We start from the raw sequence: 17,915 nt of genomic DNA, 5'->3' as shown, positions 1-17,915 counted from the left end.
CCAAGCCTGCGCCGATAGCGCTCGGCACGGCCAGCCGCATCAGCCCACGTTGAAGATCGAGGCGTTCGCGCACATCGGAAAGTTCGGATTCCGCTTTCTGCTTATCGTTCAGCAGCTGTGTGATGCGCCCGGCGCCCAGATCGAGACGATCATTCTCGGCGCGGGCCAGTGCTTGACGAGACCGCAAAATCGCGGTGTCGACATCGAGGATCTGGCTTTGGATTGCGGCAAGCTTCTGTTCGGCTTCGATTGCCCGGTTACTGGGGCTCAGGCCGCGATCAACGAGCTGCGCAACCTTGTCGCGCTGCTCTGCAATCAACTCCCGTTGGTGGTCCAAGCCTTTGGATTTTTGCTGCAACTTGTCGATCTCTTGAGTCAGGAGAGTCACCTGCCCGTCCACGAGTTCGCTTTTGCGCTTCGCCGAGTCGAGCCGCAATTTCAGAAGCGACTGCTCTTGTGCAACGCGCAGCTCACCATCCTGCCCGAGTGAGGCAGCCGTCGGAAAATTCGCATCACTGGTGCCAGCCTGTTCCGCGTCGAGACGCGCGATGCGCAGGCGCAAATCGCCCTCTTGCCGCGCCAGCTGGGCCTCCTGTGCCGCGATCGAAAGATATTGGGACATCGTCCCATCGCCGGAGACGCCAGTCAGCCCGCCCGCGAGAGCGAGGGCGTGGCGAACAGTCATCCCGGAGGTGAAGTCCACCGGTCCCGGCTTTCTCGCGAGCCCGCCGACGATCACCGGCGCACGCTGCGTGATGCTCAGCTGAACATCGAGTTGTTCCGTCAGCGCCAACGTATCCTTCAGCCGCGCCGAGATTTCCTCGGCGACAGCCTCAGCCTCGCGCCCCTTCGTCTCGACCTTCCCGATAAACCCGATATCCAAGGCACCGTCGGACGAGATTTCATATGGCCCCTTCAGCGCGGCCCATTGCGCCATTTCACCGGCAACGCTGCGCCACTCAACAATATTGAGCGAGACAACATCGCCGGCTTCAAGCTTTTCGGCATAGGCCGGAAAGGCAGTCAGCGCAGTCACGGCCAACGGAAAGAGGAAACGCCGTAACGGGACACGGGACATTGGCACGGTTACCTCGCCCCGCTCGCAAACAGGACCGCCGGGATCGTGAGAACCAGAACCTTGATATCCAGGAGCACGTTCCACGACATCACGTAGTGACGGTCCAGAAGCACGCGCGTCGCGTAGCCAGTGTCGCTACGTCCGCTGATCTGCCAGAGGCCCGTCACACCGGGACGCACGCGCAGATAGTGACGGCCAGAGCGGCCATATTTGCGCATCTCCTCGTCAACGACGGGACGCGGCCCGACAAGGCTCATCTCGCCGACAAGCACATTGATCAGCTGCGGAAGTTCATCGAGGCTGAGCTTGCGCAGGACAGCCCCCAAAGGCGTGACCCTCGGGTCGTCATGCAGCTTTCTCTCTTCTTCCCAGATAGTGCGCTCTTCGGGGAAACGCCGGAAATGCTCTTCCAAGATTCGGTCGCCATCGACGACCATCGTCCGGAATTTCCAGCACCGAAACTTCTTGCCGCCCCGACCGACGCGGACGTGTCCGAAAAGCACGGGCCCCGAACTCGTCATACAGACAAGCGCGGCAACCCCGAGCAAAAGCGGAACAAGCAGCGGCAGGAAAACGAGCACAAGCAGCAGATCGAGCCCACGCTTGGCAATATCTCCTGCAGGACGCTCAACGAGCGGTTCAGCAGAAGCAGCACTATGGACTGTAGTCGGAGCAAAGAAGTGCCCCTTACGCGTTTCAAAGGTCATGTTTTCACCCCCCAGTGAAAGAGCGACAGTTTGAAATCCCTCGATTAACGATTTGGTAACCTTGCGAAACGAACAAGACGAAATGATCCTTTCGCACCTGCAGCATAAATTTCGCATCACCGATCCGCGAAATTGCGCCATTCTGGAGGCGGTCCGCACGAAAAACGGGCGCTAGGAATCCGATTTGACGATTATGGGCGGCAGAATCACCTTTAATCCCAGGTGCGAAGCTCGTTCGCTTTCCCAGAATTCCGCAAAATCGCGGAATTACCCCTAATTCGAAGAAATTCCTGCGACTTATTTTAGCGATGGCCAGAAAATTGGCCAATTGTGTGGCAGGCGTACGGTTTCATTAAGAGCGCTCGCCCCGTTCAGCGCTTTGCACCTCACAGCGCGGGCCGTTCCTCAGTAAGCCATTGGTATAAAGATGCCGCGACCGGCCCTTTCAAAGGAGGCCGCAGACGCAGCGGCGGCTGCCGGCCGCAGTCTGAAGCAACGGTGAGAAGACGGAGGATGATGTGACGACGCCCCGAATTCGCCTCCATCTCGGAGCCCACAAGACAGCGACAACCTATCTCCAGGCGCGCCTCGAACTGAACGCGAAGCTTCTTGCCTCGCAAGGTGTCGCTTTCTGGCCGATCAATAATGTGCGGCCCCTTTTCCATCAGGCATGGGCGGAAAGCGAAGGTACGAGCAGGTCGGAAAAGCTCAAGGCACTCTCGGGCCGTCCAACGCGCCTCGACAAGCTTGGGTCGAAGATCACGAGCCTTTTCGACACCTCGGACGAACTGCTTGTTTCCGAAGAGAACCTGTTGGGCGAAACGGGTGAATTCCTCGACGGGGCGTTTTATCCGACGGCGATATCGCGGCTCAGCCTCTTGTCGACTTTCCTGCCGGATCGCCCCTTGGATATCTGGCTCTGCATCCGGTCCTATCCCGACTTTCTGGCGTCGATCTATGGCGAAGCGATCCGCTTCTCTCCCGTGCCGCCCCCAGAGCAATTCGCATCCGCCTTTTCCTCACCGCAGGGGGCATGGCTGCAGATCATCGACGACATCCGCGATGCCTTGCCGCACGCGAATGTCTTCATCTGGCGCTACGAGGATTTCCGCGACCTCGAGCCCCGCATCCTCGAAGGGTTGAGTGACGTCGAGGCTGAGGCGTTTGAGCCGCTGCAGAACCCTACTGTGCGGGGAAGCGCTTCCGACAGTGCAATCCGCGCCATGGCCGAGACCGCTGAACCGCTCTCAGCGACGGAATGGCGGTTTCGAATGGCGGCTCTGGAGCATGAGTATCCGGTGCAAAGCGCACAGGACCGGTTCTCCCCATGGCCCGAAAACCAATTCCGAAAAATGCAGCAAGACTACGTTTCGGACCTCTCCGCGATTGAAGCGCGCGCGGATATCACGTTCATCCATTGATCGCCGGGCGACCACCTCGATCATAGCTTGCTGCGAAAGGACGCCCAGAACAGATGACCGACACACGGACACGCCTGCTGAAGGGAGCCGTCTGGATCGCGCTCGGAAGCATGATCGCGAACGGAATCGGGTTCCTGAACACGATCATCATGGCCCGGCTTCTGGTGCCCGAGGATTTCGGGCTTGTCGCGATCTGCGCTGCGGTGATGGCCATTCTTCTGTCGCTCGCGGAAATGCCCCTGTCAGAGACGCTGGTGCGCCATGACGCCCCGACCGAAGAGCATTTCAACACCGTCTTTTCGATGTCCTTCGCGCGTGGCCTCATCGTCGGGGGCGCGGTGGCCGCGCTGTCCTACCCAGTCGCGTTGCTCTATGGCGATATGCGACTGCAGAACATCCTGCTCGTCATGGCGGGATCCTTCGTCTTCGCCGGTCTCGCAAATCCAAAACTCGCCTTGTTCGAGCGAGAACTGGTTTTCCATCAAGTCGTCCTCATGAAGGTCGGCGAGAAACTCTTCGGCACGATCGTCGCAATTACGCTTGCACTCGTGTTTCGATCCTATTGGGCCTTGGTGCTGGGCGCCGTGGCCTCGGACGTCGCCCGGATCGTTCTCTCCTATGTCTTCTATCCCTTCCGGCCCCGCCTGACCTTTAGCAAGTATCGCGAGATCCTCTCTTTCTCGATCTGGATCACACTGGGCACCTGGATCCAAGCGATGAACTGGCGTGCCAATCCGCTGCTGTTCGGGGCCGTGCTGCCAACCAATATTCTGGGGCAGTACAGTTTCGGCAACCGGATCACGAATGTGGTCATCGCTCAGTTGAACCAACCCCTGCAAAGGACGTTCTTCCCGGCCTTTTCCCGGGTGAAGAACGATCGGCAAAAACTCGTATCCGCCTATAAACGTGTGCAGGGCGTTGCTTGTCTGTGGATTTTCCCCTTCGGCTTCGGCCTCGCGGTGGTCGCCCATGACCTTGTCGCGTTGGTCTTGGGAGAGAAGTGGATGCCCGCCGTCCCCGTCATTCAGATACAGGCGATCATCCTAGCCTTGCAGGCGACGGTGGCGATCCAGCCGATCGCCATGGCAACGGGAGACACCCGGCATCTCTTTTTCCGCGACCTGCGCGCATTCTTCATTCGATGGCCACTGATCCTGCTCGGGATGTATCTCGGCAGCGCGAGCTACTACGGCATGCTCATCGGCGCCCTGATTGGCGGCGCGGTGGCGGTCGTCATCAACATTATCTGGAACATGACCCTGGTCACGCAGATCGCAGGCATCAGGCTGCGCGAGCAGCTGCAACTCGCCCTGACCCCGGCGATCGCGGTGGCCTTCATGGCCCTGGTCGTCTGGCTCACCGGTAGCATGTGGGAGAAGCCGCCGAGCGTCCCTCTGGAGGCGGTGCGTCTGGTGAGCCTGATTACGATAGGCGGCACGGCCTACGTGGCTGCGGTCGCCGCGCTCTGGCAGTTCAACGGGCGCAAAGCGGGGCCGGAACTCGAAATGGCTCAGTTGTTGAAGGCGCTATTCACGAAAGCATCGAAGTTTCGCCGGACTTCTTGATCGCGCGCTCCGCGAAACGCTTCGAAAGCGCGCGTTTCAGGCGGAGGAATTTCCCGCGGTCATCGTGTGACTTCTGCAGGTGAACGAGCCAATTCTGCGACACCGAAGCCAACAGGGCCTCGTCGACCTCTTCCCCAAGCCACTCGAGCAGAGGGCGGAACCCGTCCGGTTTGCCCTTGTAGTCGGCATAGTCGATCAAGAAGGCCCGATCTCCGAGCGCCTTGGCCGACGCCTCGAAACGGCGGTCCGCATCCTCGATCAGATCGCGGATCCGTTTCATGTTCGACTCGTAGCGCCACCAGCCGGACTCTGCGACCTCGCGCCAATCGCGCGTGTTGAAGACGATACGCGCGCCGGGAAAATATTGCGTCAGGAACGCGATGGAGCTCTCATACTCTGCCAGCGTAGTCTCATGGGCGGTGAACCGGATTTCCTTGAAGCCGGTGACGCGTGTGTCCGGGTCCGGGCGTAGAATCTCTTCAACGAACGCACCCGCCAGCTTTTGGCCCCAGCTGTCGACCTTCGGATCGTTGATCCCGAACCAGGGCGCGTCCGGATTGTGGGACTTTGCATGCGGGTGCCCCTGTGCCTCGGCAAGCACGGAAACGCTCATACCAAGATGGTTGGCAATCCCGTTATTCTCGCCGCGAATGCAATACCCCTCCAACCTGTTGAGCAAGTTGAGCAGGACCGTTGAACCGGACCGACCGTAAGTGACGACAAAAAGATACTGCATTCTCTGGGCTACCTTTGAACTGTATCGAGCACTCCCCACTCGAACCTAAGCGAGCCCTGCGCCCTCTTCACCGCGTGACGGTTCTCACGCCTCCGATCCGACCCCGAGTTGCAATTTATTTGGGCAGATGCGGGCGCGACGGATAAGAAACCGGCGCATCTCATATGCGAGCCGGTCACCGAGAGCTCTTGCGCGCGGGCTGTCTTGCTCGGCTGGGGCAGCCCTCCTACCGTTTTTCGAAGCGATACTCAGGAACGGGGACCTGCCCGTGCCTGCCTTCAGGAAAGCGTTTTCAGATTGCGGCAAGAAACGATGGCCTCACAGTCCCGACCTTTAGCCGAGCAGCTTCCACGCGACGACGCGTCCCCGCGATATGCGGCGCTGATCCGGGCCTATGAATGCCCGCCGCTGCTTGCAGAGGTGATCGCGAAACTGCGCGAGCAAAGCTTCCCGCCAGAGGACATCATCATCGTGGATTCCTCGCATGATGCAGCGGTGCGCGACCAGTTCGCTGCCCTGGGCGCGACCGTCGTTCCCTACGACGACAGCGAGTTCAACTATTCCAAGGCGATAAACGTCGGCGTCGAGGCGAACACGCTTACCTATACGCTCATCTTCAGCAGTCATGTTGTCTTCGACGATCCGAAGTTCGTTGAAAACGGCTGGCGGGAGATGAAAGCGCGAGATCTCGAGATCGTCTACTGGGCGCCGGCGCATTCCGAATGCCCGGACCCGAGCAAGCTCCAACCCGTCTCGATCACCCCTCGGCTCTTCAACGGGCGCAACGGGATCTCGAATAGCGCCGCGTTGGCGCCCACGGCTTTGATGCGCGAACGTCCTTTCCGCGAAGAGGTCTTCTCAGCCGAGGATCAGGAATGGACGCGTTACTATCTGAAACGCTTCAAGCGGCCCGTGCTCCGGATCGAGAGCGAGAAGTTTCGCTACCTCAACCCCAATCACGGAGAGACCGTCTGGAGTCAGGCGAAACTTCTCAATGAAGAGCTCGCGATTGGGCATTTCGTGAATCGAAGACTGGTGATGCCCGACCGGATCGCCGCACGTTTTCTGCGCGGTGTGCTTGCCACCATCCGCCGACGCCCTGATCGTGCCCGGATGCATTTCGCGATCGCCAAAGCTCTGCTGGCAGCGAACTTCAAGCCTCCCAAGAGACAGTCCCGATATTTCTAACAGGCGAACTGATCGCAAAGGACTCCGAATGATGTACGACGTCCGCGAGCCGCATGCCGCGTATGACCCGAACGTGATCGACATCGTTTGCGTGACCGATTCCAACTATGCGCCCCATTTCGTGTCGCTGCTGAAATCCATCGAGGCGGGCAAAGGCGCGGAGAAGATCCGCGTTCACGCGATACTCGATTCCGTCGATGAGGCGCGGTTCTCGAAGATCGCAGAGACGGCGACGGGTCTCGAAATCCACCCCTATCACGTTGCGGATCATAAGGCGCTGAAGCTTCCGCCGATCCTGCATATCAGTCGCGCGACCTACCTGCGCCTCATCATGGCAGAGCTTCTGCCGCAGGACATCTCACGCGTGATCTATCTGGATATCGACATGGTTGTGACCGGCAGTCTCGCCGAGCTTTGGAGCACGGACCTGAAAGGTATGCCCTGCGGAGCCGTGCAAGACGCCTTCGTGGACCCGGCGGTTTTCGCCCCGCAACATGACCTGCCGAGCGAGGGCACTTATTTCAACGCCGGTGTCCTTCTGCTCGATCTCGAAGCAATCCGCGCCACGGACGCATTGTCCCAAGCCCTCGACATGCTTCTGGCGGCGCCCGACAAATACGAGTTTGCGGATCAGGACGCATTGAACAAGGTATTCTGGGAAAATTGGTCACCGCTGGACGCGAAGTGGAATTTCCAGCGCCTCTTTCTCTGGGAAGGGTGCGACTACACCTCTTCCGTTCCCTTGGCTCAGGCATTGCCGCGGATCATTCATTTCACAGAGTCGCCGAAACCCTGGCAGGCCGCCGAATGGCACCCCTATGCGTGGCTCTACTGGAAATATCTCCGCCGCACGCCCTTTCTTGCGGAGGTCATGGAGCGCGAGAAGGTCGGTTGGCTCAGGCTTCTGAAGTTCTGGCTGAAGTTTCACCTGAAGAAACCGCGCTCCTGAGCGCATAGAATGCCGGCGCCGGAAGGCAAGCACATGCGGTGACGAGCTACACTTTCAACTCATTCCGCAGCCCCGAGCCTAGGACGCTGGCGCATGCTTCTAAGGATAGCTCTCTGGAGTGTCGCGGTATGACGCTCAAAAAGCCAATGAACACACCACGCGAGCAAGAAGGAAGACAGGATATACACCCCGAACAGGACCATCCCGTTCCCCAAAGCGTCGAACCTCGCGACATGACGCATCGAACTGAGCAACGCCATCAGAGGGAAATGAACAAGATAAAGAGAGTAAGAGATTTTGGAGAGGAACTCTGCCAGCCGCGCGCCGTGGTCGAAAACCGGATTTGAGAGCGCGATCACTGCGAAAAACGCCGCAACAGCCGTGATGTAGAGTGAGCCGATTGAGTAATCATTAACGAACTTGAGAGCGGACATGACGACGAAAAGCGCGAAGACCACCGCGAGCGCGTAGATCGCTTTCGTTGCAACAAGGCGTCCGAGAAGCCCGTCGCGTGCTTTCCACGCAAAGTATCCAAACAACCAAGTCGGAAAGAGTACTGCCAAGTCGAGCCCGATGAACCACATCGTCAGAACGAAGAGCGCGGCAAAAAAGAGCTGATAACGGCCTGGTTTCAATGCAAAAAAGCCGAGCGGAAAAGCGACGTAATACCAAAATTCGTAGGCGATGCTCCAAAGCGGTCCATTACTCCCGTAAACGGGAACGATAATATTGTGCAGGAAGAAAGCATTGCCCAGAAAAACGAGGACCCCGTTGGCCACCGGCTCGTTCGGGGCGCTTGCGAACTCGGCCCCAAACTCACCTCGATAGTAAGCCGGGTCAAATTGAGATGCTCCAAGCCAGTCGAACATTGCTGTCATGACGAGTACCGGGAGCAAGACGATACCCAAACGGACAACCCTGTGAACCGCGTACTCTTTCCACGACCAACGACCTTCGTGATAGGCCCGATCCACGGAGCCAGCGACCAGATAGCCTGAGAGCACGAAGAAAATGATTACGGAATAGGTGCCGAGACCGGTGAGCAAATAGAAGACTTTGGCGACGACCGTCGAGTCGTTCGCAAGCTCGGAGAAGTCGACGAAAAGGAAAGCTCTTGCGTGGCCGATCATCACCAGTATCGCGGCGATTGCGCGAAGCCAGTCGAGACCTACAATCTTCTGTGCCATTGCGCGCCCTCGTAGCTCGAACGGGGCAGGGCGATTTCGATGCGAAGAAAACTTGGGTGCCGCGCTCCCTCAACTCAGGGAGCGCGCATACTATCCGCAAGGCAAGTATTGCTCATCGCGGCCATCCGAGACCAGGGAGCCACACACGTTCAATGAAGCATTGTTGGTCTGCATGCGAAGAAATTACGCAAGCGAAGAACACGCAGATTTGAAAGGGCCATCGATCCGCTCTGCACGGGGGACGCGACCGCCCCTCACATGCTTCGCGACGTTAACGGTGCCCTCAGTTATTGCAGGGCGCGCAGAGAGGTCAGAACCTCGTAATTGGGGCAATCCGTGGGGATGGCCTGCGGGCCTTCGCCCTTCTCTGCCAGAACGGCGAGGCAGAACTCGGTGCGTCCACAGGTGCGGCAGGTGGTGATCATCTCGGCGAAATCGGCTTGCGTGAGGAAGCCGTTATGCATCGCTTCGGAGATATTCACTCCAAGACGCCGCGCCATACCGCGCGTCACCCAGAAGTTCAGATCGATTTCGCTTTGCATTCCCATCATTCCACTCCTTGGGGTTCGGCGCCGATGGTGGCGCGGAGCCGCGACATCATCAGGCGGTTTTCGCAATAGGCGGGAGGTGCCTTCGCGGGGTTGCTTTGCGGGTCATGCTCGGCCAGCCAGAGCAGGCAGGCCCCGGCCTCGCGGCACTTGGTGCAGCGGATCAGCGCGTCTCTCCAGCCCTCGCCACTGAGCCGTCCGCTGGCCATTTCCATGCTGAGATCGCCGCCCATCTGCTGGGCCATCCGGTTCATCATCGCCGCGTGGCGATTGAGATGTTTGGCAGCGGTCATGGCGGCCTCCCTTGAACAGTCATCCCGGTGATGGGGGGACTCTGCCGTAGGGTCCGCGATTTCGATATGATTCAGATCAAGCGTTGCGATCCGAGGTATCGCCGTCGATTTCATGTCCGACATTGCAGTCCAGATCGGGCGCGAAGCGCGCGGCCAACGCCTGCGCTTCCTCTGCGACCACGGCGCGGTCGCGCCTCAAGGTCATCCCGGATTGCGAATGAGCTGCGGCGCGCAGCGCCTGATGCGCGGCGGGACGGCCGAAGTGATCGGGATGCATCTCGGCCACGGCTTCCAGCACTTCCTGCTGGCGCAGAGCGACTTCCAGATGCCCCGCCCCATCGCGCCCGATCGCGGCGAAAGCGTCCTCGGTATATTGCTCGGGCGTCACCGCGCGCACATAGACGCGGTCGAAGACGCATTCGGGGCTGTTCGGCGGATGCCATTCGGCCAGCACCCTCGCCAGACGCCCCAGAATGTCGATCCCGGTACCGGGGTCGTTGATCGCGGGCGAAAGCGCGCGAGAGGCGATCTCGGCCAAAGCGATCAGCCCGAATTGCGGATCCTGATCATAGTCACGGGCATGGTCGATCGTGAAGGCGTCGCGCGCGGCCTCTTCGATCTCCTCGCGGGTCTCGGTATCGCCCGGCAGCGCATCGCATTGGACCAAATGAGACGCCCCATGGACGAATTCGCCGGGCCGCGCGCAAAGCCAGATCCGGCAGCCATGCGCCTCGGCGACCTTTTGCAGCGCGCCCATATCGACATGCTGCACATGGCCGGTCCGTGTCGAGGTGATCCCGAAGACACCCACGGGCGGGTCTTCCCATTCCTTGCCGCCGAGCCACGGCCGCTCGCAGCGTGCCTTCAGCGCCGTGCTCGCGGCACTCTCGACGCGGCTGATCACATCGCCCAAGCGTCCGAATTCGCTCAGATGCTGCACCCAGCGCAACAGCGAGATCACCACCATCGCCACCACGCCAAGCGTCACCACCAGAAGGATGAACCGCCCCGAGTCGTCATAGACATTCGTCTCGAGCGCGATGATCCCGACCAGAGAGAAGACGAAAGAGCCGATGAAGCTCGCGAGCACGTTCTGCGTGACGCGGTCGGTCTGCATAAGCTTGATCGCACGTGGCGTCGCCCCGGTCTGAGCCGAGCTGAACGCGGTGATCATGATCTGCAGCGAGAAGGTGGTGACCGTGAGCATCGCGGTCGCGATAATCTTCAGGATCGGCTCCACCGAGCCTGCCCCCATCTTGTAGCCGAGATCCGGCGGCACGAGATAGCCGAAGCCCGCCGATCCCAGCGCGGTCAGGACCCCCAGCACGCCGAAGGCCGTCACCCGCACCCAGATCTCGCGCAGGATGACCTTCAGCCGCCAGCGCAGTCGCGAAAAGATTGCCATTGGTTCTTTGTCCCCGTCCCCAGTTCCCGCGTCCCGGACCCGCCTTTGCCGGGGGCCTCTATGTCAAATCTCAAGTGCGCAGGCCCTGAACGGGTTCCCTCAGCTGCCCGCCGGGATCTTGCCCGCACGCAATTGGGCGACGGTGTCGCGCACCACGTCGAAGCGCAGTTGATTGGGTGGATGGGTGCCCAGCGTCTTGTCGCCCGGATCGGGCAGGCGCAGGAAGAACTGCGCGCCTTTGAGCGGATCGTAGCCCGCGTCCCATGTGATAATCGTGCCGAGCCGGTCGGCCTCCAGCTCGTAATCCTTGGAATAGAGCCGCGAGCCGATCTCGGCCCCGATCCGCCGCGCACGCTGCACGGTCAGGGGATCGGCGCCCTGCGCCTGCACCGCGCGGCCCATGTAGGCCGCCCCCACCGCCGCGTCGCGTTCGCGCTGAGCGATATGACCCGCGATGTGATGGGCGGCCTCGTGGCCGATCACGAAGGCCAGTTCGTCGGCATTGCGCACCTCGGCGATCATCGCAAGCGTCACCCCGATCACCGGGCGACCCGAGCGATCGGTGGTCTGAAACGCATTCGCATCCAGATCGAGCCGGTCATCGACCACGAAGAGGTAGTCGCAGTTGAGCTTGCGCGTGCGCTTGCGGCATTCCTGCTCGATCTGTGGCTCCATCCGGTCGCCCACAGCGACCAGCCTCGACACGGCCACTTCGGCGCGTTGCCTGTCTTCGGGCGAGATTTCGGTCTGCGGCATAGGCGCCATCGTCGGCACGCAGCCCGAAAGCAGCGTCACGGCGAGCGACAGGATCACGAGGAGAAAACGGAAGGAAGGCATCGACGGGAAAGCGCCCCTGAAAGAGGATTTTCCCCAGCTTAGCGACTTGGCTCGCAGCAGCATAGCCTCCTGCACGTGATCGCCTGCAAGCGCCGGCGTGATTTCGCTTTTTCGGATCGAAAAGCCGCGCTAGCATGAAGGCATGTTTACCATCGAACACGAATTCGACGCGACCGTGATCACCCTTGTCGACGAGGGGACGGATCCGCTTGATTATCTGCAGGAAGACATCACGATCAGTTCCTTCGAGGATTGCGTCGTGGTCGAACAGCTCGACGAGCAGACCGAGCAGGTGCAGACGATCACCTTCAGCCATGCCCAGCTGCGGGAATTGGCGGCGGCGCTTAACCTGCCCGAAGGCGTCTATCGCCTGAAGCAGACCGGCAGCGCCTCCAGCGAGGACGGCTGATCCCCCTGCCCGCGCCGCAGCGCCCGCTCAATCGAGGCGGAATACCTTGTCGCGCGCGGTCTGGCCCCGGATCAGCGTCAGCCGCGATTTCGCGACGCCCAGCGCCTTTGCCAGCAATTTGACGACCGCCGCATTGGCCTTGCCGTTCTCCGGCACGACCGTGACATAGGCCCGAAGCCCTTCATCCCCCACGCGTATCTCGTTGCGCGACGCTTTCGGCGTCACGCGCAGCGCGATTTCGCTGCCCGGAATGGCAAGGTGGCTGAGATCCGTCATCGCGCCGCAGCATAGACCCTGCTCAATGGCGCACAAGCCAGTTGCCCATGCTGCGGTTGCAATCGCGCGCCGAGCGCCCGATATCTGGCGCAACAGACGGAGAATTTCATGACTGAACTGCCCGAAGTGAACCCGGCCGAACGCAACGATGCGGCAATGGCTTTCCTTCTGACCCGCCGGTCGCGCCCGGCCAAGACGCTCAAGGCCCCTGCCCCCGACGAGGCCGCGCTGCGCGAGATCCTGACCGCCGCCGCGCGCACGCCCGATCACGGAAAGCTGGAGCCTTGGCGCTTCATCACCATCACCCGCGAGGCTGCCCAGCGTCTGGGCAGCGAGGCCGAGACCCGCGCCAAGGCGCAGGGCCTGACTGACGAGAAGATCGCCAAGGCTGGCAAGCAATTCCATGACAGCCAGCTTTGCGTGGCCGTGGTCTTCTCCCCCAAGGAGAGCGAGAAAGTCCCGCAAGTCGAGCAGCTCTATTCGGCGGGCGCGGTCTGCCTGTCGCTTCTGAACGCCGCCCTCGCCGCAGGCTGGGGCGCGAACTGGCTCACCGGCTGGGCCGCGCATGACGAGGCCTTCGGGCGCGAGATGCTGGGCCTCAAGGAGGGCGAAAGCGTCGCAGGCTTCATCCATCTGGGCACCGAAGGCGTCGCGCCTCCCGAACGCCCCCGTCCCGACCTCGACGCGATCACGACGCGGATTTCGGAATGATCATCTCGAGCTATGTGAAAGCCTGGGCCGACCTGCTGCGGCCCGGTGCGATGAAAGTCGTGGGCTTCGGCGTGGCCCTCTCGCTGGGCCTTCTGGTCGCGATCTATGTGGCGATGGTGATGCTGATCGGCTGGCTGGTGCCGGACAGCTTCTCGCTGCCCTTCATCGGCGAGATCGGCCATATCGATACCGCACTATCGATCGTCTCGGCGGGCGTGATCCTGTTCGCCTCGATCTTCCTGATGGTGCCCGTGGCCTCCGCCTTCACCGGCTTCTTCCTCGAAGACGTGGCCGAGATGGTGGAGGACGTGCATTATCCGACTCTGCCGCCGGTGCGCAAACTGACCTTCGCCGAAGGGATGCGCGACACGGTGCGGTTTTTCGGGGTGATCCTCGCGGCCAACATCATCGCGCTGATGATCTATCCTTTCGTGATCCCGCTGGCGCCGTTTCTGTTCTTCGGGCTGAACGGCTACCTTCTGGGGCGTGAATATTTCCAGATGGCCGCCTTCCGGCGGATGGAGCGTGAAGCGGCGCTCGAGCTTTACGAGCGCAACAAGGTCACGATCTGGGCCGCGGGCGCGCTGATGGCGGTGCCGCTGTCCATCCCGCTGGTGAACCTCTTCGTGCCGGTTCTGGGCGCTGCGGGCTTCACCCACCTGTTCCACGCGATCACCGGTCGCCGCGGGTGACGGGGCGGCGCCGAGGCGCCGCTCACATCTCTTCCTTGATACCCTTGCGGATCAGCAGCCAGTTCACCGGATAGGCGGTCACGAAACCGGCCATCATCGCGATCTGCATGGCGAACCAGAATTCCGGGTCGGCGGCGTTGATCTCAGCGCCCCAGAGCCCTTTGAACACGGCGAAATGGAAGATCGCCATCATCCCGTACATGCCGATCTGCCACGAGGTGAGCGAGGCCACGTCAGCTTTCGCCGCCTCTTTCAGGCCTTTGGCGAGGCCGAGCCCACGCATCGGCGCAATCGAGAAATATTGGAACACGATCCCGATCGCGAGGGCGAAGACATAATCGAGTCCCCAGACCGCAAAGATCTTGTCTTCCCAAAAACCCGGCCAGCCGAATGCGATCAGCACCGCAGGAACCGCGAGCGCGAGGTTCTCGGCCAGAATATCGCCGAGAGTGCAGCCTGCGCCGCAATGGAGCGTCCCCTTCGCGACCGAGACCGGGAAGGGCGCATTGCCATGCCCGGAATGGCGCTTGTGAAACCAGATGATCAGCGGTCCGGCGAACAGCCCGCAGATCGGCCAGACCCAAGCCATGATCGCCATATGCGGCGGGTTCCGACGAACTTGAACGAGAAGATAGAGAAATGAGAGAACGCCTACAGCAAGCGATAACCAGCTCAGAACGGTAAACCAGTTTGGTGTCATGGGAGGCTCCTTTCAATAACCTCCCAACTCGCTCCGCTTTACTGGGTTCCTTGCGCGCCTAGCGGCGCAACTGCCCGAAGAAGTCGATATCTTCCAAAGTGATGGTCCCCGACAGCAGCACCGCCGCGATGACCGCCCAGAGCACGATGGTGACAATAGTGGTGATCTTCACCTTCGCGCCCAGATGCGCCTCGTGCGGCGCCCCTGCGGGGGTGCCCGGCACGACCTCGTCCACATCGCCTTGCGTCTTCAACCGCACCGGCAAGACCATGAAGAAGATCATGAACCAGATGACCGCGAAGAGGATGATGCCGCCTGTGAGGCTCATCAGACCTGCTCCAGTTCGACCAGGCAGCCGTTGAAGTCTTTCGGGTGCAGGAACAGCACAGGCTTGCCATGCGCGCCGATCTTCGGCTCGCCGCTGCCCAGAACGCGCGCGCCATCCGCTTTCAGCTTGTCGCGCGCCTCGAGGATGTCTTCCACCTCGAAGCACATATGATGGATGCCGCCCGCGGGGTTCTTCTCGAGAAAGCCGTTGATCGGGCTGTCCTCGCCCAGCGGGTAGAGCAGTTCGATCTTGGTGTTGGGCAGTTCGATGAAGACGACCGTGACGCCGTGATCGGGCTCGTCCTGCGGCGCGCCGACATTGGCACCCAGCGTGTCGCGATACTTGGCCGAGGCCGCCTCGAGATCAGGCACGGCAATGGCGACATGGTTCAGGCGTCCGATCATTTGGGTCTCCTCCGGTAACGCGGGCGTTAAAAGGGGTAGCCGGGCGCGCGGCTTCGCGCAAGCCTTGCGGGGACAGTTGTGATCCCCGTTCGGATTAACGCCGTGTTAGGCAATCTGCGCCCTACTGATCGGACAGCCGAATCCGATCGCAGCCGAAGGGGCCCCGACATGAGCGACACGATCCCGACCCTGACCCGCATGCCGACACCCGAACGCCCTCTGACCGGGCTGACGGTGCTGCTGGTGGAAGACAGCCGCTTCGCCTCGGAAGCTGTGCGGCTGCTGTGCCTGCGCTCGGGCGCGCGGATCCGACGCGCCGATTGCCTCGCCTCGGCAGATCGGCATCTCAAGACCTATCGGCCCTCGATCGTGATCGTGGATATGGGCCTGCCCGATGGCTCGGGAAGCGACCTGATCGCCGAGATACGCGGGACGCGTGGGCCGCATCCGGTGATCCTTGGCACCTCGGGCGACCCCGACCTGAAAAGCGCGGCCCTCGCGGCGGGCGCGGACGGGTTTCTGGAAAAGCCGATCGAAAGCCTCGCCGTGTTTCAGGAAGCGATCCTGTCGACCCTGCCCGAAGAGATGCGACCGCTCGGCTTTCGCGCGCTTGCCGATCTTGTGATCGCGCCGGACCCGCTCGCGCTGCGCGACGACCTGCAGCACCTCTCGGAACTGCTGCGCGACACCAAAGGGGCCGACACGCGCGCCCTGCCCTATGCCGCACATTTCCTTCATAGCATCGCGTGCTCGGCCCATGATGCGGCGCTGGACGATGCGGCGCAGCGCCTGAGACGGTCCGGCGGTCCCTCGCGCGAGGATATGACCCGGATCACGCAGATTATAGATGCGCGGATCGCGGCGGCCGGGGCGTTCTGACGCAGCCGGGAACTGCCTGATCGACTTCGCGTTGCTCAAACAAGTCAAAGCAACCGGAGGACAGCCCGATGAGCTCGATCTACGACGCCATCAAGCAAGATCACGACAATCACCGCGCCCTGATGAAGAAGATCGCCGATACGTCCGGCGACAGCGCGGAGCGCACGCAGGCGTGGAATGAGTTCTATTACGACATCAAGTCCCACGCCGCCGCCGAGGAAGAGACCTTCTATTCCAAGCTGATGACCAAGACCTGGGGTCAGGATTCGGCGCGGCACTCGGTCGAGGAACATGCCGAGCTCGACGATCTGCTCGAAGAACTCAACGAGATGGACATGGCGAGCCCCGGCTGGCTGAACAAGTTCCACAAGCTCGAGCATGACTACAATCACCACATGGACGAGGAAGAAGACGAAATCTTCGGCCGCGCCAAGGACGTGATCGACGAAAGCGAAATCGAGAATTACGGCGAGAAATTCCTCGAGCGTAAGAATAAGGAAATGAAGCTGGTCGACGAGAAGAAGAAAGACAGTCTCGAAGACTGATCGGGGTTTTAGGCTCAGGGTGGCTCGGCTTCGGCCAGAGCCCCTTCGCCTTACCCCTCCGCGCCTTTTGCGCTGGCGCGCTCCTCCACCGCGAATAACAAAAGGCCCCGATCCATCCGGAACGGGGCCTTTTAAATGGTAAACCGTGCGAGGATCAGTCCTCCTGCGGCAGGACCCGCAGGCGCAGTTCGCGCAGCTGTTCGTTCATCGGCTCCGACGGCGCGCCCATCATCAGATCTTCGGCGCGCTGGTTCATCGGGAACATGATGACTTCGCGGATATTCGCGGTGTCGGCGAGGATCATCACGATCCGGTCGATGCCGGCGGCGCAACCACCGTGCGGCGGGGCGCCGTATTTGAACGCCTTGACCATGCCGCCGAAACGTTTCTCGACTTCGGAGGCCGGGTAGCCCGCGATCTCGAACGCCTTGTACATGGTCTCGAGCTTGTGGTTCCGGATCGCGCCCGAGAGGATCTCGTAGCCGTTGCAGGCGAGGTCGTACTGGTAGCCTTTGACCTGCAGCGGGTCGCCCTGCAGCGCCTCCATCCCGCCTTGCGGCATCGAGAACGGGTTATGCGAGAAGTCGATCTTGCCCTCGTCATCGGCCTCGTACATCGGGAAGTCGACGACCCAGGCAAACTTGAACTTGGTCTTGTCGGTCAGTCCCAGCTCTTCGCCGATCACGTTGCGCGCACGGCCTGCGACGCCCTCAAAACTCGACGGCGCGCCGCCGAGGAAGAAGGCCGCATCGCCCTCGCCCAGACCCAGCTGCGCGCGGACCGCCTCGGTCCGCTCGGGGCCGATATTCTTGGCCAGCGGGCCTGCGCCTTCGAGCGAGCCATCCTCGCCCTTGCGCCAGAAGATGTAGCCCATACCCGGCAGGCCCTGCTCCTGCGCGAACTTGTTCATCCGGTCGCAGAACTTGCGCGAACCGCCCGTGGGGGCCGGGATCGCGCGAATTTCAGTGCCGTCCTGCTCCAGCAGCTTGGCGAAGATCGCAAAGCCCGAGTCGCGGAAGTGATCGGAGACCACCTGCATCTCGATCGGGTTGCGCAG

At 61.2% G+C, this 17,915-nt stretch carries 22 protein-coding genes; 9 read left to right on the top strand and 13 right to left on the bottom strand.

The window, feature by feature from the left end:
* Both B3D39_RS02125 and B3D39_RS02120 read right to left on the bottom strand, forming a co-directional pair.
* The coding region (locus B3D39_RS02125) for a polysaccharide biosynthesis/export family protein (protein ID WP_286789331.1) at window positions 1-1,078 on the bottom strand (1,078 nt) is incomplete at its 3' end.
* 8 nt (window positions 1,079-1,086) lie between these two features.
* On the bottom strand, window positions 1,087-1,785 hold the full coding sequence (locus B3D39_RS02120; protein ID WP_078520467.1) for a sugar transferase: 699 nt from the start codon (window positions 1,783-1,785) through the stop codon (window positions 1,087-1,089).
* A gap of 647 nt (window positions 1,786-2,432) precedes the next feature.
* Here B3D39_RS02120 and B3D39_RS02115 point away from each other — a divergent pair.
* Both B3D39_RS02115 and B3D39_RS02110 read left to right on the top strand, forming a co-directional pair.
* Window positions 2,433-3,206, top strand: a complete 774-nt coding sequence (locus B3D39_RS02115; RefSeq protein WP_286789330.1) for a hypothetical protein — start codon at window positions 2,433-2,435, stop codon at window positions 3,204-3,206.
* Between the two features lie 53 nt (window positions 3,207-3,259).
* Window positions 3,260-4,771 carry a lipopolysaccharide biosynthesis protein gene (locus B3D39_RS02110; RefSeq protein WP_274961524.1) on the top strand — a complete coding sequence of 504 codons (1,512 nt, stop codon included), beginning with the start codon at window positions 3,260-3,262 and terminating at the stop codon, window positions 4,769-4,771.
* Here the strand turns inward: B3D39_RS02110 and B3D39_RS02105 are convergent.
* Entirely contained in the window at window positions 4,737-5,507 is a 771-nt protein-coding gene (locus tag B3D39_RS02105; protein ID WP_274961525.1) for a sulfotransferase, read from the bottom strand. The genes B3D39_RS02110 and B3D39_RS02105 overlap by 35 nt on opposite strands.
* 108 nt (window positions 5,508-5,615) lie before the next feature.
* Between B3D39_RS02105 and B3D39_RS02100 the strand changes: the two genes are divergently transcribed.
* Both B3D39_RS02100 and B3D39_RS02095 read left to right on the top strand, forming a co-directional pair.
* Window positions 5,616-6,695, top strand: coding sequence for a glycosyltransferase family A protein (locus B3D39_RS02100; RefSeq protein WP_274961526.1), 1,080 nt, complete (start codon window positions 5,616-5,618; stop codon window positions 6,693-6,695).
* Window positions 6,696-6,723: 28 nt separating this feature from the next.
* Window positions 6,724-7,644 (top strand): glycosyltransferase family 8 protein, encoded by a 921-nt coding sequence (locus tag B3D39_RS02095; RefSeq protein WP_274961527.1) that lies wholly within the window; start codon window positions 6,724-6,726, stop codon window positions 7,642-7,644.
* Between the two features lie 59 nt (window positions 7,645-7,703).
* Here the strand turns inward: B3D39_RS02095 and B3D39_RS02090 are convergent, their stop codons facing one another.
* The 5 genes from B3D39_RS02090 to B3D39_RS02070 form a co-directional block, all read right to left on the bottom strand.
* On the bottom strand, window positions 7,704-8,831 hold the full coding sequence (locus tag B3D39_RS02090) for an acyltransferase family protein (protein WP_274961528.1): 1,128 nt from the start codon (window positions 8,829-8,831) through the stop codon (window positions 7,704-7,706).
* Window positions 8,832-9,118: 287 nt separating this feature from the next.
* Window positions 9,119-9,379 carry a DUF6455 family protein gene (locus B3D39_RS02085; RefSeq protein ID WP_078542044.1) on the bottom strand — a complete coding sequence of 87 codons (261 nt, stop codon included), beginning with the start codon at window positions 9,377-9,379 and terminating at the stop codon, window positions 9,119-9,121.
* Window positions 9,379-9,672: a DUF6455 family protein gene (locus B3D39_RS02080; RefSeq protein ID WP_078520475.1), complete on the bottom strand. Its 294-nt coding sequence runs from the start codon at window positions 9,670-9,672 to the stop codon at window positions 9,379-9,381. Before B3D39_RS02080 ends, B3D39_RS02085 begins: the two co-directional genes overlap by 1 nt.
* 76 nt (window positions 9,673-9,748) lie before the next feature.
* Window positions 9,749-11,077 (bottom strand): DUF2254 domain-containing protein, encoded by a 1,329-nt coding sequence (locus B3D39_RS02075; protein ID WP_274961529.1) that lies wholly within the window; start codon window positions 11,075-11,077, stop codon window positions 9,749-9,751.
* A gap of 99 nt (window positions 11,078-11,176) precedes the next feature.
* Window positions 11,177-11,914: a M48 family metallopeptidase gene (locus B3D39_RS02070; RefSeq protein ID WP_274961530.1), complete on the bottom strand. Its 738-nt coding sequence runs from the start codon at window positions 11,912-11,914 to the stop codon at window positions 11,177-11,179.
* Window positions 11,915-12,056: 142 nt separating this feature from the next.
* On the opposite strand from B3D39_RS02070, the gene B3D39_RS02065 reads away from it, so the two are divergent.
* Window positions 12,057-12,323, top strand: a complete 267-nt coding sequence (locus B3D39_RS02065) for a hypothetical protein (RefSeq protein ID WP_078548415.1) — start codon at window positions 12,057-12,059, stop codon at window positions 12,321-12,323.
* A gap of 27 nt (window positions 12,324-12,350) precedes the next feature.
* On the opposite strand, the gene B3D39_RS02060 is transcribed toward B3D39_RS02065, so the two are convergent.
* Window positions 12,351-12,599 carry a DUF167 domain-containing protein gene (locus B3D39_RS02060; RefSeq protein ID WP_274961531.1) on the bottom strand — a complete coding sequence of 83 codons (249 nt, stop codon included), beginning with the start codon at window positions 12,597-12,599 and terminating at the stop codon, window positions 12,351-12,353.
* 108 nt (window positions 12,600-12,707) lie between these two features.
* On the opposite strand from B3D39_RS02060, the gene B3D39_RS02055 reads away from it, so the two are divergent.
* Both B3D39_RS02055 and B3D39_RS02050 read left to right on the top strand, forming a co-directional pair.
* Complete coding sequence (locus tag B3D39_RS02055; RefSeq protein ID WP_274961532.1) at window positions 12,708-13,310, top strand: nitroreductase family protein; 603 nt, start codon at window positions 12,708-12,710, stop codon at window positions 13,308-13,310.
* On the top strand, window positions 13,307-14,002 hold the full coding sequence (locus B3D39_RS02050) for an EI24 domain-containing protein (RefSeq protein WP_274961533.1): 696 nt from the start codon (window positions 13,307-13,309) through the stop codon (window positions 14,000-14,002). The genes B3D39_RS02055 and B3D39_RS02050 overlap by 4 nt, the downstream gene beginning before the upstream one ends.
* Window positions 14,003-14,024: 22 nt before the next feature.
* Here the strand turns inward: B3D39_RS02050 and B3D39_RS02045 are convergent, their stop codons facing one another.
* The 3 genes from B3D39_RS02045 to mce are packed head-to-tail and all read right to left on the bottom strand — an operon-like array spanning window position 14,025 to window position 15,434.
* Window positions 14,025-14,702, bottom strand: a complete 678-nt coding sequence (locus B3D39_RS02045) for a DUF4396 domain-containing protein (protein ID WP_274961534.1) — start codon at window positions 14,700-14,702, stop codon at window positions 14,025-14,027.
* A gap of 58 nt (window positions 14,703-14,760) precedes the next feature.
* On the bottom strand, window positions 14,761-15,030 hold the full coding sequence (locus B3D39_RS02040) for a DUF1467 family protein (RefSeq protein WP_274961535.1): 270 nt from the start codon (window positions 15,028-15,030) through the stop codon (window positions 14,761-14,763).
* On the bottom strand, window positions 15,030-15,434 hold the full coding sequence (mce, locus tag B3D39_RS02035; RefSeq protein WP_078548426.1) for a methylmalonyl-CoA epimerase: 405 nt from the start codon (window positions 15,432-15,434) through the stop codon (window positions 15,030-15,032). The genes B3D39_RS02040 and mce overlap by 1 nt, the downstream gene beginning before the upstream one ends.
* A gap of 168 nt (window positions 15,435-15,602) precedes the next feature.
* Between mce and B3D39_RS02030 the strand changes: the two genes are divergently transcribed.
* Entirely contained in the window at window positions 15,603-16,313 is a 711-nt protein-coding gene (locus B3D39_RS02030) for a response regulator (protein ID WP_274961536.1), read from the top strand.
* A gap of 68 nt (window positions 16,314-16,381) precedes the next feature.
* Entirely contained in the window at window positions 16,382-16,858 is a 477-nt protein-coding gene (locus tag B3D39_RS02025) for a hemerythrin domain-containing protein (RefSeq protein ID WP_274961537.1), read from the top strand.
* Between the two features lie 154 nt (window positions 16,859-17,012).
* On the opposite strand, the gene B3D39_RS02020 is transcribed toward B3D39_RS02025, so the two are convergent.
* The coding region (locus tag B3D39_RS02020; protein ID WP_286789329.1) for an amino acid--tRNA ligase-related protein at window positions 17,013-17,915 on the bottom strand (903 nt) is incomplete at its 5' end.

This window comes from Thioclava sp. UBA3469, from assembly GCF_002378135.1.
Lineage (GTDB): Bacteria > Pseudomonadota > Alphaproteobacteria > Rhodobacterales > Rhodobacteraceae > Thioclava > Thioclava sediminum.
This window is presented reverse-complemented; position numbering and strand designations above follow the sequence as displayed.